Annotated in this window: 23 protein-coding genes; 7 read left to right on the top strand and 16 right to left on the bottom strand. The window is 64.4% G+C overall.

The window, feature by feature from the left end:
- The first annotated feature begins 319 nt into the window (after positions 1 to 319).
- The 5 genes from QA639_RS39410 (at position 320) to QA639_RS39390 (ending at position 5,483) form a co-directional block, all read left to right on the top strand.
- Complete coding sequence (locus QA639_RS39410; RefSeq protein WP_028336538.1) at positions 320 to 1,114, top strand: crotonase/enoyl-CoA hydratase family protein; 795 nt, start codon at positions 320 to 322, stop codon at positions 1,112 to 1,114.
- Complete coding sequence (locus QA639_RS39405) at positions 1,111 to 2,982, top strand: feruloyl-CoA synthase (RefSeq protein WP_283088754.1); 1,872 nt, start codon at positions 1,111 to 1,113, stop codon at positions 2,980 to 2,982. The genes QA639_RS39410 and QA639_RS39405 overlap by 4 nt, the downstream gene beginning before the upstream one ends.
- Before the next feature lie 20 nt (positions 2,983 to 3,002).
- Positions 3,003 to 3,764, top strand: coding sequence for an SDR family NAD(P)-dependent oxidoreductase (locus QA639_RS39400; RefSeq protein ID WP_028336536.1), 762 nt, complete (start codon positions 3,003 to 3,005; stop codon positions 3,762 to 3,764).
- A gap of 62 nt (positions 3,765 to 3,826) precedes the next feature.
- The gene (locus QA639_RS39395) at positions 3,827 to 4,246 is read left to right on the top strand and encodes an acyl-CoA thioesterase (RefSeq protein ID WP_028336535.1); all 420 of its coding nucleotides are present in this window, start codon (positions 3,827 to 3,829) and stop codon (positions 4,244 to 4,246) included.
- A gap of 88 nt (positions 4,247 to 4,334) precedes the next feature.
- Positions 4,335 to 5,483 carry an ABC transporter substrate-binding protein gene (locus tag QA639_RS39390; protein ID WP_028336534.1) on the top strand — a complete coding sequence of 383 codons (1,149 nt, stop codon included), beginning with the start codon at positions 4,335 to 4,337 and terminating at the stop codon, positions 5,481 to 5,483.
- A 127-nt stretch (positions 5,484 to 5,610) separates the two neighbouring features.
- Here QA639_RS39390 and QA639_RS39385 read toward each other — a convergent pair whose 3' ends face one another.
- From QA639_RS39385 to QA639_RS39365, 5 genes are all read right to left on the bottom strand, one after another.
- Entirely contained in the window at positions 5,611 to 5,865 is a 255-nt protein-coding gene (locus tag QA639_RS39385; RefSeq protein ID WP_283088753.1) for an endonuclease domain-containing protein, read from the bottom strand.
- Positions 5,792 to 6,007: an endonuclease domain-containing protein gene (locus QA639_RS39380; protein WP_283088752.1), complete on the bottom strand. Its 216-nt coding sequence runs from the start codon at positions 6,005 to 6,007 to the stop codon at positions 5,792 to 5,794. Before QA639_RS39380 ends, QA639_RS39385 begins: the two co-directional genes overlap by 74 nt.
- A gap of 258 nt (positions 6,008 to 6,265) precedes the next feature.
- A complete protein-coding gene (locus tag QA639_RS39375; RefSeq protein ID WP_283088751.1) occupies positions 6,266 to 6,997 on the bottom strand; it encodes an ABC transporter ATP-binding protein in 732 nt (243 codons plus the stop codon).
- Positions 6,994 to 8,763, bottom strand: a complete 1,770-nt coding sequence (locus QA639_RS39370) for a branched-chain amino acid ABC transporter ATP-binding protein/permease (RefSeq protein ID WP_051376278.1) — start codon at positions 8,761 to 8,763, stop codon at positions 6,994 to 6,996. The genes QA639_RS39375 and QA639_RS39370 overlap by 4 nt, the downstream gene beginning before the upstream one ends.
- Positions 8,764 to 8,768: 5 nt before the next feature.
- Complete coding sequence (locus tag QA639_RS39365; protein ID WP_283088750.1) at positions 8,769 to 9,809, bottom strand: branched-chain amino acid ABC transporter permease; 1,041 nt, start codon at positions 9,807 to 9,809, stop codon at positions 8,769 to 8,771.
- 179 nt (positions 9,810 to 9,988) lie between these two features.
- Here QA639_RS39365 and QA639_RS39360 point away from each other — a divergent pair, with 179 nt between their 5' ends.
- Complete coding sequence (locus QA639_RS39360; protein ID WP_028336531.1) at positions 9,989 to 10,507, top strand: MarR family winged helix-turn-helix transcriptional regulator; 519 nt, start codon at positions 9,989 to 9,991, stop codon at positions 10,505 to 10,507.
- A gap of 209 nt (positions 10,508 to 10,716) precedes the next feature.
- Here the strand turns inward: QA639_RS39360 and QA639_RS39355 are convergent, their stop codons facing one another.
- The 11 genes from QA639_RS39355 to QA639_RS39305 form a co-directional block, all read right to left on the bottom strand.
- A complete protein-coding gene (locus QA639_RS39355; protein ID WP_283088749.1) occupies positions 10,717 to 12,000 on the bottom strand; it encodes a glycerate kinase type-2 family protein in 1,284 nt (427 codons plus the stop codon).
- A gap of 22 nt (positions 12,001 to 12,022) precedes the next feature.
- Positions 12,023 to 13,255, bottom strand: coding sequence for an ABC transporter substrate-binding protein (locus tag QA639_RS39350; RefSeq protein ID WP_253625106.1), 1,233 nt, complete (start codon positions 13,253 to 13,255; stop codon positions 12,023 to 12,025).
- Positions 13,256 to 13,520: 265 nt separating this feature from the next.
- The gene (locus tag QA639_RS39345; protein WP_283088748.1) at positions 13,521 to 14,747 is read right to left on the bottom strand and encodes an ABC transporter substrate-binding protein; all 1,227 of its coding nucleotides are present in this window, start codon (positions 14,745 to 14,747) and stop codon (positions 13,521 to 13,523) included.
- Positions 14,748 to 14,908: 161 nt separating this feature from the next.
- Positions 14,909 to 16,135 carry an ABC transporter substrate-binding protein gene (locus QA639_RS39340; protein WP_050382628.1) on the bottom strand — a complete coding sequence of 409 codons (1,227 nt, stop codon included), beginning with the start codon at positions 16,133 to 16,135 and terminating at the stop codon, positions 14,909 to 14,911.
- Positions 16,136 to 16,415: 280 nt separating this feature from the next.
- Positions 16,416 to 17,642 carry an ABC transporter substrate-binding protein gene (locus QA639_RS39335; protein ID WP_283088747.1) on the bottom strand — a complete coding sequence of 409 codons (1,227 nt, stop codon included), beginning with the start codon at positions 17,640 to 17,642 and terminating at the stop codon, positions 16,416 to 16,418.
- A gap of 118 nt (positions 17,643 to 17,760) precedes the next feature.
- Positions 17,761 to 18,990, bottom strand: a complete 1,230-nt coding sequence (locus QA639_RS39330; RefSeq protein ID WP_028338101.1) for an ABC transporter substrate-binding protein — start codon at positions 18,988 to 18,990, stop codon at positions 17,761 to 17,763.
- An 89-nt stretch (positions 18,991 to 19,079) separates the two neighbouring features.
- Positions 19,080 to 20,096 (bottom strand): branched-chain amino acid ABC transporter permease, encoded by a 1,017-nt coding sequence (locus QA639_RS39325; protein WP_028338102.1) that lies wholly within the window; start codon positions 20,094 to 20,096, stop codon positions 19,080 to 19,082.
- Between the two features lie 2 nt (positions 20,097 to 20,098).
- A complete protein-coding gene (locus QA639_RS39320; protein WP_028338103.1) occupies positions 20,099 to 20,977 on the bottom strand; it encodes a branched-chain amino acid ABC transporter permease in 879 nt (292 codons plus the stop codon).
- 13 nt (positions 20,978 to 20,990) lie between these two features.
- Positions 20,991 to 21,704 (bottom strand): ABC transporter ATP-binding protein, encoded by a 714-nt coding sequence (locus tag QA639_RS39315; protein ID WP_028338104.1) that lies wholly within the window; start codon positions 21,702 to 21,704, stop codon positions 20,991 to 20,993.
- Positions 21,701 to 22,498, bottom strand: a complete 798-nt coding sequence (locus QA639_RS39310; RefSeq protein WP_028338105.1) for an ABC transporter ATP-binding protein — start codon at positions 22,496 to 22,498, stop codon at positions 21,701 to 21,703. The genes QA639_RS39315 and QA639_RS39310 overlap by 4 nt, the downstream gene beginning before the upstream one ends.
- Before the next feature lie 69 nt (positions 22,499 to 22,567).
- The gene (locus QA639_RS39305) at positions 22,568 to 23,434 is read right to left on the bottom strand and encodes an IclR family transcriptional regulator (RefSeq protein ID WP_157342284.1); all 867 of its coding nucleotides are present in this window, start codon (positions 23,432 to 23,434) and stop codon (positions 22,568 to 22,570) included.
- 170 nt (positions 23,435 to 23,604) lie between these two features.
- Here QA639_RS39305 and QA639_RS39300 point away from each other — a divergent pair, with 170 nt between their 5' ends.
- Complete coding sequence (locus QA639_RS39300; RefSeq protein WP_283088746.1) at positions 23,605 to 25,701, top strand: 3-hydroxyacyl-CoA dehydrogenase NAD-binding domain-containing protein; 2,097 nt, start codon at positions 23,605 to 23,607, stop codon at positions 25,699 to 25,701.
- Positions 25,702 to 25,730: the final 29 nt, after the last annotated feature.

Here is a 25,730-nt window from a genome sequence, read left to right as displayed (position 1 = left end):
CAGTCTCACCTGCCGCGATCCGCCCCAACATTCGGTGTCGTCCCTGCGAAAGCAGGGACCCATACTCCGCGGCCTGTGTCGTGAACGGGACTCGTCGTTCCGCCGTCCCGCAGCAATAACCGTTTGTGGTTATAGGTCCCTGCTTTCGCAGGGACGACGGGAGGAGGGCGCGCGCGTATCAACTCCATCACCGTCACCCTGAGGAGGCCGCGCAGCGGCCGTCTCGAAGGGTCGACGCCCACCGGCCGTGCGCGCCCATATTGACTCTCCTGCTAATCGTTATAAAACATAACTATTCTGAACGGGAAACAATAACGCCATGGGAAACGCTGCCGGCGGGGGAGACGCCTCGCTGCTCAGGATCGAGACGCGAGGGGCGGTGCTGACGGTCGGGCTGAACCGTCCCGCTAAGCGCAATGCGCTGAACGACGGCATCATCCTGGCGCTGCGGGATTGCTTTTCCGCGATACCGGATGCGGTCGGCGCCGTCGTCATCCATGGTATCGGCGATCACTTCTCGTCCGGCCTCGATCTCTCCGAACTGACCGAGCGCGACGCCACCGAGGGCCTGGTGCATTCTCAGATGTGGCACCGCGTGTTCGACCGCATCCAGTATTGCCGCGTGCCGGTCATCGCCGCGCTGAAGGGCGCGGTGATCGGCGGCGGGCTGGAGCTGGCTTGCGCCGCGCATATCCGGGTCGCCGAGCCGTCGGCCTATTTCGCGCTGCCGGAGGGTCAGCGCGGCATCTTCGTCGGCGGCGGCGGATCGGTGCGGCTGCCGCGCCTGATCGGCGTGCCGCGGATGGCGGACATGATGCTGACCGGGCGGGTCTATTCGGCGACCGAGGGCGCCGCCTACGGCTTCTCGCAATATCTCACCGAGGCCGACGGCGCGCTGCCGAAAGCGCTGGAGCTGGCCGAGCGCGTCGCCGCCAATGCGCCGCTGACCAACTTCGCCGTGTTGCAGGCGCTGCCGATGATCGCCGAGGCCAATCCGCAGACCGGCCTGTTGATGGAATCGCTGATGGCGACGGTGGCGCAGAGCGACAAGGAAGCCAAGAAGCGCATCCGCGCGTTTCTTGATCGCAAGACCGCCAAGGTGAAGCCGACATGAGCGCCGCGCCGTCTGGGAACACTGCGAGCGCGCATCCGCTGCGCCCGATCTCGTTCGGCAATCCTGACGTCACCGTCGAGCGCCGCGACGACGGCACCATCTATCTCCGACCGAAGCTCAGCCTCGCTGATTTTCCGGTTCGCATCACCGATCGGCTGCACCACTGGGCGAAGGCTGAGCCGAACCGCGTGTTCATGGCCGAGCGTGCCGCCGGTGGCGGCTGGCGGCAAATCACCTACGCGCAACTGCTCAAGGCTGTGCGGCGCATCGCCTCCGCCTTGATCGTGCGCGGATTGTCGGCCGAGCGGCCGATCGTGATCCTGTCGGGCAATTCGATCGATCATGCCCTGATGGCGCTCGGCGCGCTCTATGCCGGCGTTCCGTTCTGCCCGGTGTCGCCGGCCTATTCGCTGGTGTCGCGCGACTATGGCAAGCTCAGCTTCGTCATCAAGCTTCTGACGCCAGGCCTCATCTTTGTCGACGATGCCGACAAGTTCGCCGACGCGCTGCGTGCCAATGTCGGATCCGATGTCGAGATCGCCGCGAGCCGCGGCGCCGTGCCCGGCCGTGAGGTGACGCGCCTTGCCGGTCTCTTGGCGACGCCGGAAGACCCGCGCCTCGATGCGACCCATGCGGCGATCGGTCCGGGCACGATCGCGAAATTCCTGCTGACGTCGGGGTCGACCGGCAATCCCAAGGCCGTCATCAACACCCAGCGCATGATCTGCGCCAACCAGGTGATGCTGCGCGAGACGCTGGCGTTCCTCAAGGACGAGCCGCCGGTCATCGTCGACTGGCTGCCGTGGAATCACACCTTTGGCGGCAATCACAATGTCGGGCTGACGCTCTATAACGGCGGCTCGATGTATCTCGACGAGGGCAAGCCGATGCCCGGCGGCATCGAGGAGACCGTGCGAAACCTGCGCGAGATCTCGCCGACCGTCTATTTCAACGTGCCCAAGGGCTATGAATCGCTGCTGCCCTATCTGCGCGACGACGCCGGTCTGCGGGCAAAATTCTTCGCCCGGCTGCATGCGATGTTCTTCTCGGGCGCCGCGCTGTCGCCGTTCGTCTGGAACAGCCTCGATGCGCTCGCCGTGCAGGAGAAGGGCTATCGTGTGCCGATGCTGACCGGCCTCGGCGCCACCGAGACCTCGCCGTTCTTCATGTCGGTGCGCCCGGATACCAGCCGCTCCGGCCATGTCGGGCTTCCGGTGTCGGGCAATGATGCGAAGCTCGTTCCGAACAACGGCAAGCTCGAGGTCCGTGCCAAGGGCCCGAACGTGACGCCGGGCTACTGGCGGCAGCCCGAGCTGACCGCCAAGGCGTTCGACGAGGAAGGCTTTTATAAGTTCGGCGACGCGCTGAAGCCCGCCGACGCTGGTGATCTCGATGCCGGGTTCGATTTCGACGGCCGCATCGCCGAGGATTTCAAGCTGGCGAGCGGCACCTGGGTCAGCGTCGGACCCTTGCGGGCGCTCTTCGTCGGCACCTGCGCGCCGCTGGTGCGCGACGTCGTGATCGCGGGGCTCAACCGCGACGAGCTTGCCGCGATCGTGATCCTCGATCTCGACGGCTGCCGCCTGATCAATCCGCAGCTCGCCTCTGGCGACATCGCGGCCGCGGCCAATGATCCGCTGGTGCGGGCGGCTTTCCGCGAGCGCTTCGCGCGCGTGCTGGCCGGCGCCACCGGCTCGTCGAACCGGATCGCGCGCGCGATCCTGCTCGACACGCCGTTGTCGATCGATCGCGGCGAGGTCACCGACAAGGGCTCGATCAACCAGCGCGCGGTGCTGGAGCATCGCACGGACATCATCGAAGCGCTTTATGCGCCGGTGCCGCCGGCATCGGTGATCACACTCGTCTAGTTCTCGAACAGGAGAAAGCCATGCAGTTGAAGGACCATGCCGCCATCGTCACCGGCGGTGCATCGGGATTGGGCGCTGCGACCGCGCGCCGTCTCGCCGCGCAGGGCGCCAAGGTCGCGGTCTGCGATCTCAACGCCAAGCTCGCCGAGAGCGTCGCGGCCGAGATCGGCGGCATTCCCGTGGTCTGCGACGTCGCCGATGCTGCGGCCGCCGAAGCCGCGGTCGCTGCCGCCGCCAAGGCGCACGGCCCGGCGCGCGTGCTGGTGAACTGTGCCGGCATCGGGGTGGCCAAACGCGTGATCGGCCGCGAGGGGCCGATGGCGCTGGCCGACTTCGACAAGGTGATCAACGTCAATCTGATCGGCTCGTTCAACATGCTGCGGCTTGCGACCGCTGACATGGCCAAGCTCGAGCCGCTCGCAACCGGCGAGCGCGGCGTCGTGATCTCGACGGCCTCGGTCGCGGCCTATGACGGCCAGATCGGGCAGGCGGCCTATTCGGCATCGAAGGGCGGCATCGTCGCGATGACGCTGCCGATCGCGCGCGAGCTCGCGCAATTCGGCATCCGCGTGCTGACCATCGCGCCCGGCCTGTTCATGACGCCCTTGCTGGCCGGCCTGCCGCAGGAAGCGCAGGATTCGCTCGCCGCAGCGATCCCGTTTCCGCGCCGGCTCGGCCAGGCCGACGAGTTTGCCTCGCTGGCGCTGCACATGATCGACAACCCCTATCTGAACGGCGAAGTGGTGCGGCTCGATGCCGCGCTCCGGATGGCGCCGCGCTGAAGCATGATCCGGAAGAGCACGAACGCCCTTCCGGATCGCTCATGCTCGATCGAGGATAAACCATGTTCGTCAATCGGCGCGACGTGCAGATCCAGTGGGGCGATTGCGACCCCGCCAACATCGTCTACTACCCGCGCTACTTCGCGATGTTCGACGACTCGACCTCGATCATGTTCGAAGCCGCCGGCTATTCGAAGCAGGACCTCGTCCACAAGTATGGCCTGGTCGGCATACCCATGGTCGACACGCGGGCGAAATTCCATATTCCGTCGACCCATGGCGACTGGATTACCATCGAGAGCCGGATCGAGAGCATCAAGCGCTCGAGCTTCGAGGTGGTGCACCGCGTGTTCAAGGGTGAGGCGTTGGCGATCGAGGCGTTCGAAACCCGGGTGCTGGTCGGCCGCCACCCGGACGATCCCGCCAAGCTGAAATCGGCGCCGTTTCCGCAGGAGATCATTGACCGCTTCATGAAGGGCTGACTCGCACCCCCTCATGACCTAAAGAAGGGGCTGAATTGGCCCGCAAAACCGGTTTAAACCCAAAAAACTTAACTGCAGGGAGGAATGAATGAGGAAGGCCACTCTCGCCGCGGCGCTCGCAGCAGCCATCGCGCTGCCGGGCGCGCCCGCACTGGCGCAGACCAATGAAATCACCATCGGCATCTCGATCTCGACCACGGGGCCCGCCGCGGCGCTCGGCATTCCCGAGCGCAACGCGCTCGATTTCGTGCCGAAGGAGATCGGCGGCGTACCACTGAAGCTGATTGTGCTCGACGACGGCGGCGATCCGACGGCTGCGACCACCAACGCGCGGCGCTTCGTCACCGAGTCTAAGGCCGATATCATCATGGGCTCCTGCACCACGCCGCCGTCGATCGCGGTGTCGACGGTCGCCAACGAGGCCGGCATCCCGCATTTCGGCCTCGCGCCGTTCCCGATCAACGAGGCGCGCATGAAGTGGTCGGTCGACCTGCCGCAGTCGATTCCGATCATGGGCAAGGTGCTCTACGAGCACATGAAGGCGCACAACATCAAGACCGTCGGCTATATCGGCTATTCGGATTCCTACGGCGATCTCTGGGTCAACGACTTCAAGGCGCAGGCCGTGCCGATGGGCCTGACCATGACCGACGAGGAGCGCTTCGCGCGTCCGGATACCTCGGTCGCCGGCCAGGTGTTGAAGCTCGTCGCCGCCAATCCCGATGCCATCCTGGTCGGTGCTTCCGGCACCGCCGCGGCGCTGCCGCAGACCGCGCTGCGCGAGCGCGGCTACAAGGGTCTGATCTACCAGACCCACGGCGCCGCCAGCATGGACTTCATCCGCATCGCCGGTGCGGCCGCGGAAGGTGTCATCATGTCGGCCGGCCCGATCATGTCGCCGGAAACCCAGCCCGACAGCGCGCTGACCAAGAAGCCCGGCCTCGCGCTGAATACGGCCTATGAAGCCAAGTACGGCGCCAACAGCCGCAGCCAGTTCGCCGGCCACTCCTACGATGCCTTCGAGGTGATGAAGCGCGTCATCCCGGTGGCGCTGAAGACCGCCAAGCCCGGCACGCCGGAATTCCGCGAGGCGATCCGCAAGGCGTTCATCTCCGAGAAGGAGATCGTCGCGACCCAGGGCGTCTACAACTGGACCGAAAAGGATCGCTACGGCCTCGACGACCGTTCGCGTATCCTGCTGACGGTCAAGGACGGCAAATACGTCCCGGCGATGTAAGCCGGTCGCGATCCGTAAGAACGAAGGAGCCGGTCCCGATGCGGGCCGGCTTTTTTCTTACCCTCCCCTGGAGGGGGAGGGTCGCTTCGCATCGCGCGAGCGATGTGAAGCGGGGCGGGGTGAAAGTCTATCGCCGCCGGTGGTGCCTCAATGGCACGGCTTCCGCCTCGCGAGTGCCGTAGAGTTCGACATAAATCCGCTCCAGCACGGCACTGAGGTCAGCCGTGATCTCCGAATTCCAGAAGCGGATGACGCGATATCCCTCGTTCTCCAGCCATTGCTGCCGCTCGCGATCGCGCAGTGCAGTTTCATCGTCGTTGTGGTGTCCACCGTCCAGCTCGACGATGAGTCGCTTGACCGGGCAAAAAGAAGTCGACGACATAGGGACCGATCGGGGCTTGCCTTCGGAAATGCGTTCCTTCCATCGGCAGCTCCTTCAGTGCACGCCACAATATCCGCTCGTGCGGCGTGGTATTCGCGCGCAGCTTCTTCGCAGCCGCTCTTAGGATCGATGCTGAGACCATTTGTGTGGCTTCACCCCACCCCGATCGCACCCGCGATGCTGCGCATCGCCGCGCGCGCTCGACCCTCCCCCTCCAGGGGAGGGTGAAGTGGAGCGCAATCTTCGCGCGAATGCAAGTCGATGGACGGCTCTTACCCTCCCCTGGAGGGGAGGGTCGCTTCGCATCGCGAGTAGCGATGCGAAGCGGGGTGGGGTGACGGTCTATCGCCGTCGGCAGTACCTCAATCACCACTGGCAACCGACGTACAACAAGGGCAATCTAAATCGCGCTCTCGCCTTCGTGCTGGAAGCCGAGATAGCTCGCGGCGACGCCCTTGTTGGCGGCGATGTCCTTGGCGGTACCTGACAGCACGAACTCGCCGAGCTCCATGACATAGGCGCGGTCGGCGATCTGCAATGCGGCCTGGGCGTTCTGCTCGACCAGGAGCACCGAGACGCCGGCTGCGCGGAGCTCGCCGACGATGCGGAAGATGTCGGCGACGATGATCGGGGCGAGGCCGAGGCTCGGCTCGTCCAGCATCAAGAGCTTCGGCGCGCCCATCAGCGCGCGGCCCATCGCCAGCATCTGCTGCTCGCCGCCGGACAGCGTGCCGGCAAGCTGCTTGCGTCGCTCCTTGAGCCTCGGAAACAGCGTGTAGACCCGCTCCAGCGAGGCCGCCGCGACGGCCTTCGCAATCCGGAAGGCGCCGAGCTCGAGATTGTCCTCGACATTCATGGTGCCGAACAATTCGCGATGCTCGGGCACCAGGTTGAGGCCGGTGGCGACGCGGTCCTCGATATCGAGCGGCGCCATGTCGACGCCGGCGAAGCTGGTGCGACCCTTCAGCGGCAGCACGCCCATGATGGCGTTGAGCAAGGTGGTCTTGCCGGCGCCGTTGGCACCGATGATTGTGACGATCTCGTTCTGGGCGACGTCGAGCGAAACGCCGCGCACCGCCTCGACCTTGCCGTAGGAGATGTGGACGTCGGTCACCGATAGCAGAGCACTCATGCGGCGGCTCCGAGATAGGCCTTGATCACGTCGGGATTGCGCTTGATCGCGGCCGGCGTGCCCTCGGCGATCTTGGTGCCGAAATCCAGCACCACGATGCGGTCGGCGAGATCCATCACGAACCCCATGTCGTGCTCGACCAGCAGCACCGACATGCCGCCGTCGCGCAATTGCCGGAGCAGCGCGGCGAGCCGCTGCTTCTCCATGTGGCGCAGGCCGGCGGCCGGCTCATCGAGCAGCAGCAGCATCGGATCGACGCACAGCGCGCGGGCGATCTCGACGATGCGTTGCTGCCCGAGCGACAGCGAGCCCGCGAGCTGGTCGATCTGGTCCGACAGGCCGACGCGCGCGATCTGCCGCGCGGCTTCCGCCAGCAGCCTCGCCTCATCGGCGCGGTCTAGCCGCAGCATGCTGGAGATCGCGCCGGAATTGCCGCGCAGATGCGCGCCGATCGCGACATTCTCCAGCACGGTCATGTCGGGCACCAGCTTGACGTGCTGAAAAGTCCTGGAAACGCCGAGCTTGACGACCTCCTGCGGCGGAGCGTTCGCGACCTCGTTGCCGAGCACGGAGATCTTGCCGCTGGTTGCGGTCAGGACGCCGGTGATCAAATTGAAGGTCGTGCTCTTGCCGGCGCCGTTCGGGCCGATCAGCGCGACGATCTCGCGGGCGTTGACGTCGAACGAGACGTCGTTGACCGCGAGCACGCCGCCGAACTGCTTGCGCGCCTTGTCGATGTGCAGAAGGATCGGAGACGTTCCTGGCGCCCGTTCGCGGTGCTCCAGCTTCGCGGACGTGTCCGGGGTCTTGCGGGTGGGCTTGAACGGCAGCCGCGACATCAGCCAGGGCCAGACACCCTGAGGCGCGAGCTGCAGCAGCAGCACCAGCATGATGCCGAACACGATGGTCTCGAGCTGGCTCTGGCCGCCGAAGATGTAGGGCAGGTAGCTCTGCAGCACCTCCTTGAGGATCACGACGATGCCGGCGCCGAGCACGCCGCCCCAGACGTAGCCGGCGCCGCCGACCACGGCGATGAACAGATACTCGATGCCGGCCTGCGCGCCGAACGGCGTCGGGTTGGCGGCGCGCTGGAAATGCGCATAGAGCCAGCCGGACAGGCCGGCCAGCACCGCGGCATAGATGAACACCAGCAGCTTCGCGCGCGGCGTCTGCACGCCGAACGCTTCCGCCGCAACATGGCCGCGCCGCAAGGCGCGGATCGCGCGCCCGGTGCGGGAGTCCAAGAGGTTCATGGTGAGTAGCGCGGACAGCAGCACCGCGACCCAGATCGCATAGTAGATCGCATCCGGGCTCAGCATCTTGAACGAGCCGATCGACAGCGGCGGAATGCCGGAGATGCCGTCGTTGCGGCCGAGGAATTCGAGCTTGCTGAACAGATAGAACAGCCCGATGCCCCAGGCGATGGTGCCGAGCGGCAGATAATGGCCGGATAGGCGTACCGTGACGATGCCGAGCAGCACGGCGGCGATGCCGCTGACCAAGAGCGAAGCCGGCAGCGTCAGCCAGGGCGAGACGCCGTAGGCGGTGGTCAGCACCGCCGTGGTGTAGGCGCCGAACCCGCAGAACGCGGCCTGGCCGAACGAGGTCAGGCCGCCGACGCCGGTGAGCAGCACGAGGCCCATCGCGACCAGCGCGGCGAGGCCGATATTGTCGAGCAGCACGATCCAGAACGGCGGGATGCCTGGGACAAGCGGAATCACCGCCATCACGAGCGCGAAGATGATGAGGGGAAGGCGCTGCGTCATCGCGCTCAATCCTTCTCTTCTTCGACCTCGGGCGCCGCGAGCGAGCGCAACACGAGCACGGGGAGGATCAGCGTGAACACGATGACTTCCTTGAAATTGCTGGCGTAGAACGACGAGAAGGCCTCGACAATGCCGACCACGATGGCGGCGACCGCGGTCAGGGGATAGCTGACCAGGCCGCCGATGATGGCGGCGATGAAGCCCTTCAGGCCGATCAGGAAACCGGTGTCGTAATAGAGCGTCGTGATCGGCACGATCAGGATGCCGGAGATCGCGCCGATGACGGAGGCGAGCAGGAACGCGATCTGGCCGGACAGCGTGGTGCGGATGCCGACCAGGCGGGCGCCGAGGCGGTTGATCGCGGTGGCGCGCAACGCCTTGCCGGTCTTGGTGTAGCCGAAGAACAGCCACAGGGCGACGATGAAGCCGATCGTCAGGCCGTAGACCGCAAGGCTCTGCCCGGTGAAGCGCAGCGGGCCGGCGGTCACTGCGGCATTCGACAGCGCAGGCGCGCGCAGGCCTTCGGCGCCGAAGAACACCAGGCCGAGGCCCTGCAGCGCCAGATGGCAGCCGACCGAGGCGATCAGCAGCACCAGCACGGAGGTATGCGCGATCGGCTGGAACGCGATGCGGTAGAGGAACAGCCCGATCGCCGCCACGATCAGGAGCGCGAGGGCGATGTTGACGGCGATCGGCGTGCCGGGACCGACCAGCGCGTAGATCAGACCGAGCAGCGCGACGGGAAAGGCGATGTTGAGCGCGACCGAGCGGATCACCAGCCGCGCATGCAGCGCGTTGCGGGCGAAGAACAGGTCGAGGGCGAAGGCGACGAGGCCCATCGCGACCGCAAGCCGTGCGGTGCCGGGCACCTGGCCGGTCGCCAGCATGGCGTAGCTCAGCGCGCCGTAGGTGACGAATTCGCCCTGCGGGATCAGGATCACCCGCGTGACCGCGAACACCAGCACCAGGGCCAGCCCGAGCAATGCGTAGATCGCGCCATTGGTGATGCCGTCCTGCAGCAGGAACAGCATGATCGTTGTGTTCAAGGCCGAGCGCTCCCCCTCAAGCGTCGGACCGCCTCGACCGGTCGTGCCGGTCAGGTCGGCCGATATCGGCTGTTGAAAGGTGCCGACATTTGATATAGTCCATAACAATTATTAGATATAATCTCAAGGTCCCCGAGTGTCGTGCGGGATTCTTGTACCGGGATTGCGAGCCTGGAGCGATGACTGTTTCCAAGACCGCCACCGATGCCCTCCGTTCGTCGCGCGCCCTGCGCAGGGAACCGGCCGATTCTGCCGGGGACGACAGCATGCTGCAACTGGGCGAACTGTCCGGATTGCTCGGCTATTCGTTGAAGCGCGCGCAGCTCAGGGTATTCGAGGACTTCCTGCGCTGCGTCGCGCCGCTGCAGCTGACGCCGGCGCAGTTTTCGGTGCTGCTTCTGCTCGACAAGAATCCGGGCCGCAACCAGACCGAGATCGCCAACACGCTCGGCATCCTCAGGCCGAATTTCGTTGCGATGCTCGACGCGCTGGAGAGCCGCGACCTTTGCGCGCGGATGCGCTCCACCAACGACCGCCGTTCCCACATCCTCGTCCTGACCGACAAGGGCCGCGCCGTGCTGGCGCGCGCCAAGAAGCTGGTCGCCAACAAGCACGAGGCGCGGCTGATCGAGGTGCTCGGTCCGGCTAACCACGCCGCGCTGCTGGAGATGCTGGCGAAGCTCGCGCAGGAGTTTTGACACTCTCGTCATTCCGGGGCGTCGCGTAGCGACGAACCCGGAATCTCGCGCGACAATCACTAAAGCGCGATGAGATTAGGTTGAATCGTCATCGCGCCTTAGCTCTTTGTTTGAGCATGATCTTTTCGGAAAACCGCTTCGCACTTTCCCGGATCATGCTTTAGATTCCGGGTTCGCGCTGACGCGCGTCCCGGAATGACGAAGGTGGATCAATCCACCAGGATCACCCGCACATCGTTGACATTCGTCAGCGTCGGCCCGGTCAGCAACAAATCCCCGGTCTGGGCGAAGAACCCCGTCGCATCGTTGTTCTCGAGATAGGCTTTCGGATCGAGGCCGATCGATTTCATCTTCGCGAATGTCGCCTGGTCGATCACTGTGCCGGCCGGGTCGGTCGCGCTGCCGGCGCCGCCGTCGGCGCCGTCAGTATCGGCGGCCAGCGCCGAGACGTCGGGCGTATCCTTCAGCAGGCCGGCCAGCGCCAGCGCGTATTCCTGGTTGGGGCCGCCGCGGCCGTTGCCGCGCACCGTCACCGTCAGCTCGCCGCCGGAGATGATCGCAACCCGCTTGCCTTCGCTGCGCGCCTTCAGCGCGAGCCGCGCGTGCTCGGCCGCGATCTCCCGGGCCTCGCCTTCGAGATCGGCGCCGAGCGCGATGGTCTCGTAGCCGGCGTCCCGCGCGACCTTCACCGCGGCGTCGATCGAGGCCTTCGGCTTTGCCAGCAGTTCGAATGTCGCCCGCGCGAAGGCGGCATCGCCGGGCTTGCAGCTTTCGTTCGCGGGATCGTCGAGGGCGCGACGGACCGCGTTGTCGATGGAGAGATTGTATCTGGCGACCAGCGCGCGGGCATCGGCCAGCGTGGTCGGATCCGGCACCGTCGGCCCGGAGGCGATCGCGGAGGGATCGTCATGCGGCACGTCGGAAATCGCCAGCGTGACGATCTCGGCGGCGTGCTGGCCGGCGCGCGCCAGCCGTCCGCCCTTGATCCGCGACAGATGCTTACGCACGGTATTCATCTCGCCGATCGGCGCGCCGGAGCGCAGCAGCGCGCGGTTGACCTGCTGCTTCTGGGCAAAGCTCACGCCGTCGACCGGCGCGATCCAGTTCGCCGAACCGCCGCCGGTCAGCAGCACCAGCAGGAGATCGTCCGGGGTCGCTGTCGCGGCCAGCCGCAGCGTGTCGTCCGCCGCCTTGAGCCCGGCCTCGTCGGGCACCGGGTGGCCGGCTTCGACCACCTTGATGCGGCGGGTCGGCACGCCATGGCCGTGGCGGGTGGTGGCGATGCCGACCAGCCGCGACGGATCGAGCTCGAGCGCGTCGAGATAATGCCGCTCGGCCGCCGCGGCCATCGCCGCGGCGCCCTTGCCTGCGCAGAGACAGATCACCCGTCCCTTCGGCACCGGCCGCAACCGCGGCGCCAGCACGACATCGGGATGCGCAGCCGCCACCGCGGCATCGAAGATCGAACGCAGGAAAGGACGACGGTCGGTCATGGTTGTGCCTTATGTAACGCGGTCAGTTTCCGCCGACTTCGCCGCTGATGACGTCGCCGAACAATTGCCAGCGCTCGCCCTTGAACTGCATCAGCTGGAGCTGTTCGATCGGCTGGAAGTCGGCAGGCCCGGTCGACAGCGTCACGCCGGGCAGCAGGCCGCCCTGCGCGAATTGCTTCAGGCTCGCCGCCTGCTTCATCACATTGGCGCGGGTGAGGTCGTCACCGCAGCGGCGCAGCACCTCGACCATCGTGGTCGCCATGTTGTAGCCGGTCATCGCCGAGGCATCGACGCGGTTGGTGTCGGGCATGTATTTGGCGAGCAGTTCGTCGAACGCCTTCATGCCGGCGTCGTCCTTCCACTGCGGATCGCTGGCGTCCTTGGCGTAGGCGGCCGAGATCACGCCCTGCGCATTGTCGAGGCCGGCCGGACGCATCACGGTCGCGGTGGAGGCCGAGACGTTGGAGACGATGGTCACCGGCTTCCAGTTCATCTCGCCGAGCTTCTTGATCGCCTGCGCGCCGAATTTCGGCGTGGTGAAGAAGACGATGACGTCGGGATTGGAGGATTTCAGCCGCACCACATGGGAATCGATCGTCGGCTCGGCGACTTCATAGCTCTCCTTGGCGACGACGCGCGCGGGGTCGCTGGCGAAGCCGTCTTCCAGCCCCTTGAGGTAGTCCTTGCCCATGTCGTCGTTCTGGTAGAGCACCGCGACCTTGGTGGCGGGCTTTTCCTTGAGCAGATATTTCGCGTAGATCCGCGACTCGCTCTGATAGCTGGGCAGCCAGCCCATGGTCCAGGGGAAGGCCTTCGGATCGTTCCACTTGGTCGCGCCGGTGGCGACGAACAGCTGCGGCACCTTCTTGGCGTTGAGATATTTCTGGATCGCGGTGTTGGAGGCGGTGCCGAGCGTGCCGAACAGGAACAGCACCTCGTCGCTCTCGACCAGCTTGCGGGCCTGCTCGACGGCCTTCGGTGGCGAGTAGGCGTCGTCGTAGGAGACGAAAGTGATCTTGCGCCCGTTGATGCCGCCGTCGTCGTTGACCTTCTTGAACACCGCGGCCATCGCCTTGCCGACCACGCCATAGGCCGACGCCGGGCCGCTATAGGGCACGATGTTGCCGATCTTGATCTCGGTGTCGCTCGCACCGGTGTCGTATTTCTTCTGCGCCCATGCGGCATTGCCGGTCGCGGCGGCGACGGCGAGGCCGAGCAGGGCGGTTGCGACACGGTGTCGGATCGGCATCGGCATTTCCCGAAATCTCCTTGTTGTTGCCGCCGCGCAAGGGCGTCGGTTTCTTGTCGGGGTTCTTGCCGGTTTACCTAGCGTATTGCCGAGCAAAGTGTAAGCAGGCATTGCCCGGGCCGGCCTGCGAGCAGGCTGTGGCTATAAACTCTGGTTTCCGACGCGTTTTCTTCACGCGAACCGGTACCGGCTTCGCCCGAAAACGCGCCAACAAAAAGCCCGCTGCGACGGTATCGCAGGGGGCCTTTCCCGGTCGAGGGGTGGCGGGAAGTCAGCCGCCGACGTCGGCGCTGATGACTTCGCCGAACAGTTCCCATTTCTCGCCCTTGAACTTCATCAGCTGCAGCTGACTGATCGGCGCGAAATCGTTCGCCGCGGTGTTGATCTTGACGCCAGGCAGCAGCACCTCGGTGCGGAAGTCCTTCAGGCTTGCGGCCTGCTTCATGATGTTCTCGCGGGTGAGGTTGTCGCCGCACTGCTTCAGCACCTGGACCAGCGTCTGCGCGACGCCGAAGCCGACCACGGTGCCGCCGTCGAGCTTGTCGCCTTCGGGGAAGTCCTTGGCCATGAAGGCGTAGAACTCCTTCATGCCGGGGTCATTGTCCCATTGCTTGTCGGAAGCGTCCTTCAGGTAGGCGGCGGAGATGATGTCCTGCGCGTTCTCGAAGCCGGCCGGCTTGATCACGCTGCCGACCGAGGCCGACACGTTGTTGAGGAAGTGGGTCGGCTTCCAGCCGATCTCGGCGACCTTCTTGATCGCCTGCGCCGCGAATTTCGGCGTTGCGATGTCGATGAAGACGTCGGCGTTGCTCGCCTTCAGCTTGACGATGTTGCTGTCGATGGTCGGCTGGGAGGTCTCGAAGCTTTCTTCTGCAACGATCATGCTGGCGGCCTTCTGGCCAAGCCCGTCCTTCAGGCCCTTCAGGTAGTCCTTGCCGTAATCGTCATTCTGGTAGAGCACCGCGATCTTGGCGTTCGGCATGTTCTTCAGGATGTACTTGGCGTAGATCTGGGTCTCGCTCTGGTAGTTGGGCTGCCAGCCCATGGTCCAGGGAAAGTCCTTCGGGTCGTTCCACTTGGTGGCGCCGGTGGCGACGAACAGCTGCGGCACCTTCTTGGAGTTCATGTATTTCTGGATCGCCGAGTTCGACGGCGTGCCGAGCGAGTTGAAGATCAGCAGCACTTCGTCGCTCTCGACCAGCTTGCGGGCCTGCTCCACGGCCTTCGGCGGCGAGTAGGCGTCATCGTAGGAGATGAAGTTGATCTTGCGGCCATTGATGCCGCCGGCGTCGTTGATCTTCTTGAAATAGGCGGCCTCGGTGCGGCCGATCACGCCATAGGCGGATGCCGGGCCGCTGTAGGGCATGATGTTGCCGATCTTGATCTCGGTATCGCTGGCGCCGGTGTCGTATTTCTTCTGGGCAAGCGCAGCGCTGCCGGATGTCGCGACGAGCGCGAGCGCGGCCCCGAGGACCGCAAGTTTCTTGGTAGCGGACATCTATGTCTCTCTCCCTGTTTGTCAGACGCATGTGTCTCGGCCCTCTTGCTTGGAGAGCTCTTTATTTGGCTGCAGTGATTATCATTTTAGGCGGTTCGCCTCAATGAGAAGCCCCTGCGGCAAACGCCGCAGGGGCGGTATCTTTGGTCGACCTTTCCGGCCTAACCGCCGACGTCGGCGCTCAAGACTTCGCCGAAGCGCTCCCAGGTCTCGCCCTTGAAGCGGATCAGTTGCAGTTGCGAGAGCGGCGCGAAGTCGGTCGCCGAGGTGTTGACCTTGACGCCGGGCAGCAGGCCGCCGGGCTCGTAATCGCGAATGCTGGCCGCCTGCTTCATGATGTTCTCGCGGGTCAGATTGTCGCCGCAGGCCTTGAGCACGTGGACCAGGCCCTGCGAGACGATATAGGCGTACATCACGGAGGCATCGGCCCGGTTCGCTTCCGGATAGTATTTATCGAGGAATTCGTTCCAGCCGATCATCGCCTTGTCGGTCTTCCACTGCGCGTCGGTCGGATCCTTGAAATACTGCGACGAGATGATGTCCTGGGCGTTCTCGAAGCCCGCGGGCTTGATCACGCTGCCGATCGATCCGGAGACGTTGTTGAGGAAGTGCAGCGGTTTCCAGCTGAGCTCGGCGTTCTTCTTGATCGCCTGCGCCGCGAATTTCGGCGTGGTGATGTTCATGAAGACGTCGGCGCCCGAGGCCTTCAGCCTTACGATGTGGGAATCGATGGTCGGCTCCGAGACCTCGTAGCTGTCCTCGGCGACGATCATCGAGGCGGCCTTGGCCCCGAGCCCGTCCTTGAATCCCTTCAGATAGTCCTTGCCGTAATCGTCGTTCTGGTAGAGCACCGCGATCTTGGCGTTGGGATTGTTCTTCAGGATGTATTTGGCGTAGATCTGGGTCTCGCTCTGGTAGTTGGGCTGCCAGCCCATGGTCCAGGGAAAGTCCTTCGGGTCGTTCCACTTGGTGGCGCCGGTGGCGACGAACAGCTGCGGCACCTTCTTCTGGTTCATGTATTTCTGGATCGCCGAGTTCGGCGGCGTGCCGAGCGAATTGAAGATCAGCAGCACTTCGTCGCTCTCGACCAGCTTGCGGGCCTGCTCCACCGTCTTCGGCGGCGAGTAGGCGTCGTCATAGGAGATGAAGTTGATCTTGCGGCCGTTGATGCCGCCCTGGTCGTTGATCATCTTGAAATAGGCGGTCTCGGTGCGGCCGATCACGCCATAGGCGGATGCGGGGCCGCTATAGGGCATGATGTTGCCGATCTTGATCTCGGTATCGGAGGCGCCGGTGTCGTATTTCTTCTGGGCAAGCGCCGCGCTGCCGGATGCCGCGACGAGCGCAAGCGCAGCAGCAAATGCCGTCAATTGTCGTATTGCAGACATGCCGTTTCTCTCCCTGATTGCAGATGATGTGTCGCGGCCCCCTGTTTCGAGGGCTCATTATTGGTCGTAAAAACTATCATCTTACCTGGGGTGTCTCAATGAAAAGCCCCTGCGGCATTGCCGCAGGGGCTGCGTCTTTAGTCGACCACCCTCAAGGCGGGCCGCTGCTCAAAAATTCGCCAACGCGTTCGCGTGTGCGTGGCGCCAACCGCAGAGATTGCGGTCGAGTAAAGCGGCGCCGTTGAGTTGAGCGCGCGGACCGAACAGACCGACGTGACGATCAGTTGCTCAGATTGCTCGAAATGATGTCGCCGAACAGCTCCCACCTTTCGCCCTTGAACCGCATCAAGCGCAGTTGCTTGATCGGCGCGAAATCGGTGGCCGAGGTGTTGATGCTGATGCCCGGCAGCAGCGTGCCGGGGACGAAATCCTTCAGGCTTGCGGCCTGCTTCATGACATTGGCGCGGGTGAGGTCGTCGCCGCACATCTCCAGCACCTGCACCATGGTCTGTGCGGCGGCGTAGCCGAACGAGGTGGCGCCGTCGAGCTTGTTGGCGTCGGGATAATTCTTCTTGAGGAAGGCAAGGAATTTTTCCATCCCGGGATCCTTGTCCCACTGCGGATCGGCGCCGTCCTTGAGATAGGATGCCGACAGGATACCCTGCGAATTCTCGAAGCCCGCCGGCTGCATCACGCCGCCGACCGAGGCCGAGACGTTGGCGACGATCTGCAACGGCGTCCACGCGATCTCGGCGGCCTTCTTGATCGCCTGTGCCGCGAATTTCGGCGTCGTGATGCTGACGAATGTGTCGGCACCGGTGGCCTTCAGCTTGACGATGTGGCTGTCGATCGTGGGCTCGGATGTCTCGTAGGCCTCGTCGGCGACGATCATCGATGCCTTGTCGCCGAAGGCGTCCTTCAAGCCCTTGAGGTAGTCCCTGCCGAAATCGTCGTTCTGGTAGAGCACGGCGACCTTGGCGTCGGGCTTGTGCTTCATGATGTATTTTGCGTAGACCCGCGCCTCGTCCTGGTAGGACGGCTGCCAGCCCATGGTCCACGGATAATCTTTCGGGTCGTTCCACTTCGAGGCGCCGGAGGCGATGAACAACTGCGGCACCTGCTTCTCGTTCATGTATTTCCGGATCGCCGCATTGGTCGCGGTCCCGACCGAGCCGAACAGCAGCAGAACTTCGTCGTTCTCGACCAGCTTGCGCGCCTGCTCCACCGTCTTGGGCGGCGAGTAGCCGTCATCGTAGGAGATGAACTTGATCTTGCGGCCGTGGATGCCGCCGGCATCGTTGATCATCCTGAAGTAGGCGGCCTCGGTCTTGCCGATCGTGCCGTAGGCCGAGGCGGGGCCGCTGTAGGGCATGATGTTGCCGATCTTGATCTCGGTGTCGCTGGCCCCGGTGTCGTATTTCTTCTGCGCCAGCGCGACATTGCAGCTCGTCAAGATCAGAGCGAATGCGGACAACAGCGCCGCCAGGGACGGGCGTACGGCAGTCATGGTTTCCCCACCTCGGACTCTTGGTTTTGGGTATTCAATACCATCGGCGCGGGGCGTCAACAAAAAGCCCCCGCGACGGATATCGCGGAGGCCGTTGTTTTATTCCCGCAGTGCAACGTCACTCGGAGGGGACGTCGCCGGAAATGATGTCGCCGAACAGTTCCCATTTCTGACCCTTGAAGCGCTGCATCTGCAGCTGGGCGATCGGGGCGAAGTCGGTGGCCGAGGTGTTGATCTTGACGCCGGGCAGCAGGGTGTCGGGCGTAAAGTCCTTCAGGCTCGCCGCCTGCTTCATGACGTTGGCGCGGGTGAGATCGTCGCCGCACATTTCGAGCACCTTGGCGAGCGTCTGTGCGGCGCCATAGCCGTACACATAGCCGCCGTCGGTCTTGTCGGCGCCCGGCATGTACTTGTCGAGAAACTCGGCCCACTTCTTCATGCCGGGGTCGTTGTTCCACTGTGTGTCGGCGCCGTCCTTGGCGTAGGCGGCCGACAACACGCCCTGCGCGTTGTCGAAGCCGGCCGGCTGCATCACGCTGCCGACCGAGGCCGACACGTTGGTGATGATCTGCAGCGGCTTCCAGCCGAGCTCGGCGGTCTTCTTGATGGTCTGCGCGCCGAACTTCGGCGTGGTGTAGATCAGCAGCACGTCGGGATTGGCGGCCTTGATCTTGACGATGTGGCCGTCGATCGACGGCTCCGAAATCTCATAGCTCTCCTCCATGATGATGCTGGAGGCCGCCTTGGCGCCAAAGCCGTCCTTGGTGCCCTTGAGGTAGTCTTTGCCGAAATCGTCGTTCTGATAGAGGATCGCGATCTTGGCGTCGGGCTTCTCCTTCATCAGCCACTTGGCGTAGATCTGCGCTTCGCTCTGGTAGCTCGGCTGCCAGCCCATGGTCCACGGGAAGTTCTTCGGGTCGTTCCACTTGGTGGCGCCGGTCGCGACGAACAGCTGCGGGATCTTCTTGGAATTCAGGTATTTCTGGATCGCGGTGTTGGACGGGGTGCCGAGCGGGTTGAAGACGAGCAGCACCTCGTCGCTCTCGACCAGCTTGCGCACCTGCTCGACCGCCTTCGGCGGCGAATAGGCGTCGTCATAGCTGACGAAATTGACCTTGCGGCCGTTGATGCCGCCGCGATCGTTGATCATCTTGAAATAGGCTTCTTCGGTCTTGCCGATCACGCCATAGGCGGAGGCTGGTCCCGAATAGGGGATGATGTTGCCGACCTTGATCTCGGTATCGCTTGCGCCGGTGTCGTATTTCTTTTGGGCGAATGCGGCAGTGGACGTCGCGGCAACAGCGACGATCGCCGCGGAAATCGCGGCGATCCGAACGGTAGAAAGCATAATATCTCCTGGTTTGCTTCTATAGGCTCTTAACTGGTTTGAGCATGATCTCTTTCGGAAAACCGCTTCGCACTTTTCCGGATCATGCTTCAGTTTTTCTTGAACTTTGCGGCCAGCTGCTGGGCAACGATCGCAACCTGCCTGGCGCCATGCGGCACGAGGAAGATGACGAGGAACAGCAGCACGCCGAACACGGCGCCCGAAAGGCCCTTCGAAATACCCTCGGCGATGTTGGGCACGAAGATGATGAAGGCGGAGCCGACGATCGAGCCGGGCAGCCAGCCGACGCCGCCGACCACCATGCCGAGGAACAGCGAGATCGCGAGCTGGATGGTGTAGCCGTCGGGTGCCACGAACTGCACCGCGATGGCGCCGAGACCGCCGGCAACGCCGGTGATGCCGGCCGAGACGCCGAACGCCAGCGTCTTGTACAGCGCGACGTCGACGCCCATCGCGGAGGCCGCGATCTCGTTGTCGCGGATCGCCATGAAGGCGCGGCCGGAGCGCGAGCGCAGCAGGTTCACCGAAGCCACGTAGATCGCGATGGTGACGACCAGCGTGAAGTAATACAGCCACATGTCCTGCGACAGCGGCAGGCCGAACGGGGCGTCCGGCTTGGTGACCACGAGGCCCTGCACGCCGCCGGTCCAGTGCTCGAAATAGCCGAGCTTGAGCAGCTGCGGCATCGCGGTGGCGAGCGCGAAGGTCGCGAGCGCCAGATAGACGCCGGATAGCCGCAGCGCCGGCTGGCCGAACAGGAAGCCGAAGGCGAAGCAGATGATGCCGGCGATCGGCAGCGTGAGGGCATAGTTCATGCCCGCATGCTCCATCAGGATCGCCGAAGTATAGGCGCCGACGGCGTAGAACGCGCTCTGGCCGAGCGAGAACTGGCCGCTTCCGCCAGTCAGGATGTTGAGCGCCAGCACCGCAAGGCCGTAGATCAGAAGCATCGTCATCTGGAAGATGATGAAGTTCTTCACGAACAGCGGGATCAGGACGAGCGCGGCGAGCACCACGAGCGAGGTGCCATAGCCGAGCGTCATGGCGCGCTTGGGAACGGCCTCGACAGCGGAGCCTTCTGTGACGATTTCTTCAGCGGCGCTCATGATCAAACTCGCTTCACGATGGCGCGGCCGAACAGGCCTGCCGGTTTCACGACCAGGACGACGATGATCAGCGCAAGCGCGATCGGAAGTTTCAGTTCATTGCCGACGCCGGGGATGTAGGTGCCGACGAGGTTCTCGAAGACGCCGACCAGGAAGCCGCCCATGACGGCGCCGAACGGGCTCGACAGGCCGCCGAGCACGGCCGCGGCAAATCCATAGATCAGCACGCCGAGCATCATGTTCGGTTCGAGGAACACCACCGGCGCGATCATCATGCCGGCGATCGAGCCGATCGCGGACGCCATGCCCCAACCCAGCGCGATCATCCACGAGGTGTTGATGCCGACGAGGCGCGCCGATTCCGGCAGCGAGGCTGCCGCCCGCATCGCCAGACCCACCCGGGTGAAGCGGAAGAAGAAGAACAGCAGGAGCAGCATCAACAGCGTGATGCCGATCATGCCGGCCTGGTGGGTCGAGATCAGCTGGCTGCCGAGGAACGGCGAGGAGCCGAACGGCGTCGGATACTGCTTGATGGTGAAGTCCCAGATCAGGCCGGCGACCGAGTTGATGATCGCGTAGAGCGCGATGAAGCCGGCGACGTTGGTCAGGATCGGCGCCTTCGCCAGCGGCTTGAACAGCAGCCGCTCGATGACGATGCCGGCGGCAAACGAAAAGGCGACGGTGAGCACGAAGGCGCCCCAGTAGGGCACGCCCCATTGCATCAGCTGCCAGGACACGAAGGTCGAGAACATCGCCATTTCGCCCTGGGCGAAATTCAGATGGTCGATGGCCTGGTAGATCATGACCACCGCGAGCGCCATGCAGGCATAGATCGCGCCGGTGGCGATGCCGGCCAGGACCTGGTTGGCAAAAAGCTCCATTGTGCCAGCTCCCTCAGTAGCCGAGATAGGATTTGCGGACGTCTTCGTTGTTCGCGATGTCCTTGGCATTGCCCGACATCACGATCCGTCCGGTTTCGATCACATAGGCCTGGTCGGCGAGCTCGAGCGCGAGCTGCGCGTTCTGCTCGACCACCAGGATGGTCACCTTTTCCTCGCGATTGATCTTGCCGAGGATCCGGAACAGGTCGCGCACGATCAGCGGCGCGAGGCCGAACGACGGCTCGTCGAGCAGCATCAGGCGCGGCCGCAGCATCAGCGCGCGCGCCACCGCGAGCATCTGCTGCTCGCCGCCGGACAGCGTGCCGGCCTGCTGGGTGTAGCGCTGCTTCAGCACCGGGAAATGCTCGTACATCCGCTCGATGTCGCCGCCGATCGCCTTCTTGTCGGCGCGGCTGATGGCGCCGAGCTGCAGGTTTTCCTCCACCGTCATGTTGGTGAAGGTGCCGCGGCCCTGCGGCACGTGGGCGATGCCGAGGCGGACCACGTTTTCGGTCGAGCGCGTGCCGATCGGCTTGCCCTCGAACTCGATCGCGCCGGTCGAGCGCACCATGTTGCAGATCGCCCGCAGCGTCGTGGTCTTGCCGGCGCCGTTGGCGCCGAGCAGGGTCGTCAGCGAGCCCTCGTTGAGCGAGAAGTTGAGGCCGTGCAGGGCCTGGACCTGGCCGTAATAGGCGCGCAGGTCCTTGACGTTGAGCATCGTGGTCATTGGTCCTTGCTCCCCAGATAGGCCTTGATGACATCAGGGTCGGCCTGGACCTGGGCCGGCGTGCCTTCGGCAAGCTTGCGGCCGAAATTGAGCGCGACGACGTGGTCGGCGATCGACATCACGAGACCCATGTGATGCTCGACCAGCAGCACGGTGATCTTGCGGTCGTCGCGGATTTTGCGGATCAGGTCGCCGAGCACGTAGACTTCCTCGTGATTGAGGCCGCCGGCCGGCTCGTCGAGCAGCAGGATCTTCGGGTCCGCGGCCAGGGCGCGCGCCAGTTCGACGCGCTTCTGGGTGCCGAACGGAAGTCCCGAGACCACGGTGTGGGCGACGTCCTCGAGATCGAGATAGCCGAGGATGTCGTGCACCTTCTTGTTCATGTCGGTCTCGCCGCGGCGGACCCAGGCGAGGCGCAGCGAGTCGCTGACGATGTCGCTCGAGGTGCGCGCATGCGCGCCGACGCGCACATTGTCGATCACGGACAGGTTGGGGAACAGCGCGACGTTCTGGAAGGTGCGGCCGATGCCGATCTCGGAGATCCGGTGCGGCGGGCGCGACAGGATGCTCTTGCCTTCCATCAGGATGTCGCCGGACGACGGTTGATAGAGCCGCGACAGGCAATTGAACAGCGTCGTCTTGCCGGCGCCGTTCGGCCCGATCAGCCCGAGGATCTGTCCATGGCGCATGTCGAACGACACGCCGTTCAGTGCGATGATGCCGCCGAACACGACGCTGACGTCGCGAACCGCGAGCAGGGGATCATTCCCCTGCGCGAGCTGTGCCTGCGTCATCTCGTCTCGCCCGCCGTCTTCGAGCGGTGCGAGCGGCCCTGCGATGCGTTTCGCTGGGCGTGATGGAGGCTATCTGATCCCCTCGGCCAAACGTGCAACTTTCCCTCCTACTCTGGTCTTTTTGCGTTCTTCTTTTTTGGATTGCGGCGCCATTCCACCGAGCGCCTGCTCGATGTTCCTTACCATCGCGACAAGACGAGGTCCAATGTCGTTGAGCAATCTGTCTTCCGTGAAGCGGAATGCCGGCGCGCCGCAATTGAAGGCGTAAGGACCGGTTCCGTCGTTCAATCTCAATGCGACGCCGACTGCGGCGACGTCGTTCTGCCAGTCGCCTGCGGACATCGTGAAGCCGTGCTTCGCCACCGTCTCGCCGGAGCGCTCGATGCCGTCGCGCATCTTGGCCCAGCGGCTGCCATAGTGATCGCGCAGCTCGCGTAATAAAGCCGTGCGCTCGTCGGGCGGCAATGCCCAAATATAGGCACGTCCCATCGCCGTGGTTGCGATCGGCACCCGCGAGCCGACGTCGAGTTGTACGCCGAGCGCCAGGCCGTTCCGGCTCTGGCCGAAATAGATCATGCTGTGGCGGTCGCGGCCGCCGACGGCGACCGCGCCGCCGGTCGCGCGCATCACTTCTTCTCGATAGGGCTCGGACAAATGCCGAACGCCGAGATTGGCGAGCGCGGCGTAGCCGAGTGCCATCGCCGACGGCGCGAGCTGGTACTTCTCGAACTTCGGTACAGGTGTAAGGTATCCCAGCTTGGTAAGCGTGTAGGTCAGCCGGGAAATGGTTGGCTTCGGTAACTTGGTGCGGGCCGCAATCTCCTGATTGCCGAGCAGCCCGTCATTGGGTTGGAATGCGCGCAGCACGTCCAGTCCGCGGGAAAGCGCGACGACGAAATTGCGATCGGTCGCGGCTTTCTTGCTGGCGCGCTTCATTCCCTGCCCTTGTCATGCTCGTTGACAAGGCACGTGCTTCAAAATAACCCTCCATGTCAAGATGTGGAATTAAATTTCGCAGTGCGAAATTGGTCTAATCGTAGCGGCTCAACGCAAGTCGTGCAGCTACTCAACACAAGTCCAAGAACAAGCATCCAGGGAGAGTCCCGGTGAGTGAAGTCGTCAAGCTCGAACGTCATGACAATATTGCCGTCGTCACGGTTAACAGTCCGCCCGTGAATGCGCTGAGCGCCGCGGTGCGCGCCGGCATCTTCGAATGCATCAAGAGCGCGATCGATGACGCGCAGGTCCAGGGCATCGTGCTGACCTGCGCCGGCCGCACCTTCATCGCCGGCGCCGACATCACCGAATTCGGCAAGCCGCCGAAGCCGCCCGGGCTCGCCGAAGTGCTGAGCCTGATGGAGAGCTCGCCGAAGCCGATCGTTGCCGCGATCCACGGCACCGCGCTCGGCGGCGGTCTCGAGGTCGCGCTGGCCTGCCACTATCGTGTCGCCACCAAGGACGCCAAGCTCGGTCTGCCCGAGGTGAAGCTTGGCCTGCTGCCGGGCGCCGGCGGCACCCAGCGCCTGCCGCGCGCGGTCGGTCCCGAACTCGCGGTCAAGATGATCGTCGGCGGCGATCCGATCAGCGCGGACGCGGCGCTGAAGGCCGGCCTGATCGAGGAGATCGTCGAGGGTCCGGCGTCGGGCGGTGAGGCGTTTGCGCGCAAGGTGGTCGCCGAGAAGCGTCCGCTGCGCAAGCTGCGCGATGACGACAGCAAGCTCGCCGCGGCCAAGGCCGATCGTTCGATCTTCACCAATGCGGTCGCTGCGCTGACCAAGAAGTCGCGCGGCCTCGAGGCCCCGTTCGCCGCTGCCGACGCCGTCGGCGCCGCGATCGACCTGCCGTTCGATGAAGGCCTGAAGAAGGAGCGCGAGGGCTTCCTCAAGCTGATGAACGGCGACCAGTCCAAGGCGCAGCGCTACGCCTTCTTCGCCGAGCGCGAGGCCGCCAAGATCTCCGGCGTCCCCGAGGGCACCAAGGGCCGCAACGTGGCGCGCGTCGCCATCCTCGGCGCCGGCACCATGGGCGGCGGCATCGCGATGTCGTTCGCCAATGCCGGCATCCCGGTCACCCTGATCGAGACCGGCGAGGAGCAGCTCAAGCGCGGCATGGGCATCATGCAGAAGAACTACGAGGCGACCGCCGCGCGCGGCGGCATTCCGGCGGACGCGCCCGCCAAGCGCATGGCGCTGATCAACGGTGTCGTCGGCATCGAGAACGTCGGCGACGCCGATCTCGTGATCGAGGCGGTGTTCGAGACCATGGCGGTCAAGAAGGAAGTGTTCGGCAAGCTCGACCAGTATGCCAAGCCGGGCGCGGTGCTGGCCTCCAACACCTCCTATCTCAACATCGACGAGATCGCGAAGTCGACCAAGCGTCCGCAGGACGTGCTGGGCATGCACTTCTTCTCGCCGGCCAACGTCATGAAGCTGTGCGAGATCGTGCGCGCCGACAAGACCGCGCCGGACGCGCTGGTCACCGCCGTCTCGATCGCCCGCAAGATCGCCAAGGTGCCGGCAGTGGTCGGCGTCTGCGACGGCTTCGTCGGCAACCGCATGCTGGCGCAGCGCGGCAAGCAGTCCGAGAAGCTGCTGTTCGAGGGCGCGTTGCCGCAGCAGGTCGACGCCGTGGTGACCAAGTTCGGCATGCCGATGGGCCCGTTCGCGATGGGCGATCTCGCCGGTCTCGACATCGGCTGGCGCTCGCGCAAGGACCGCGGCATCAAGTCGGAGATCGCCGACGCGCTCTGCGAAGCCGGCCGCTTCGGCCAGAAGACCGGCAAGGGCTACTACAAGTACGAGCCGGGCTCGCGCGCGGCGCTGCCGGATCCCGAGGTCGAGAAGCTGATCGACGAGACGCTTGCGCGCCTCGGCCGCAAGAAGCGCGTCGTCAGCGACGACGAGATCCTCGAACGCATGATGTATCCGATGATCAACGAAGGCGCGAAGATCCTCGCCGAGGGCATCGCGGCGCGGCCGTCGGATATCGACGTGGTCTGGCTCTATGGCTATGGCTGGCCGATCTATCGCGGCGGTCCGATGTTCTGGGCCGACACTGTCGGCCTCAAGCACATCGCCGATCGTCTGGCCTTCTATGCCAAGGAGACCAACGATCCCTCGCTCGAGCCGGCGCCGCTGCTCAAGAAGCTCGCCGACGAGGGCAAGACATTCGCCTCGCTCGCCGCGCCGTCAAAGGCGGCGTGATCGAGCGACGGCCCAACCATGTGTCGTTC

The sequence above is a fragment of the Bradyrhizobium pachyrhizi genome (assembly GCF_029714545.1).
Taxonomy (GTDB): Bacteria; Pseudomonadota; Alphaproteobacteria; order Rhizobiales; family Xanthobacteraceae; genus Bradyrhizobium; species Bradyrhizobium pachyrhizi.
This window is presented reverse-complemented; position numbering and strand designations above follow the sequence as displayed.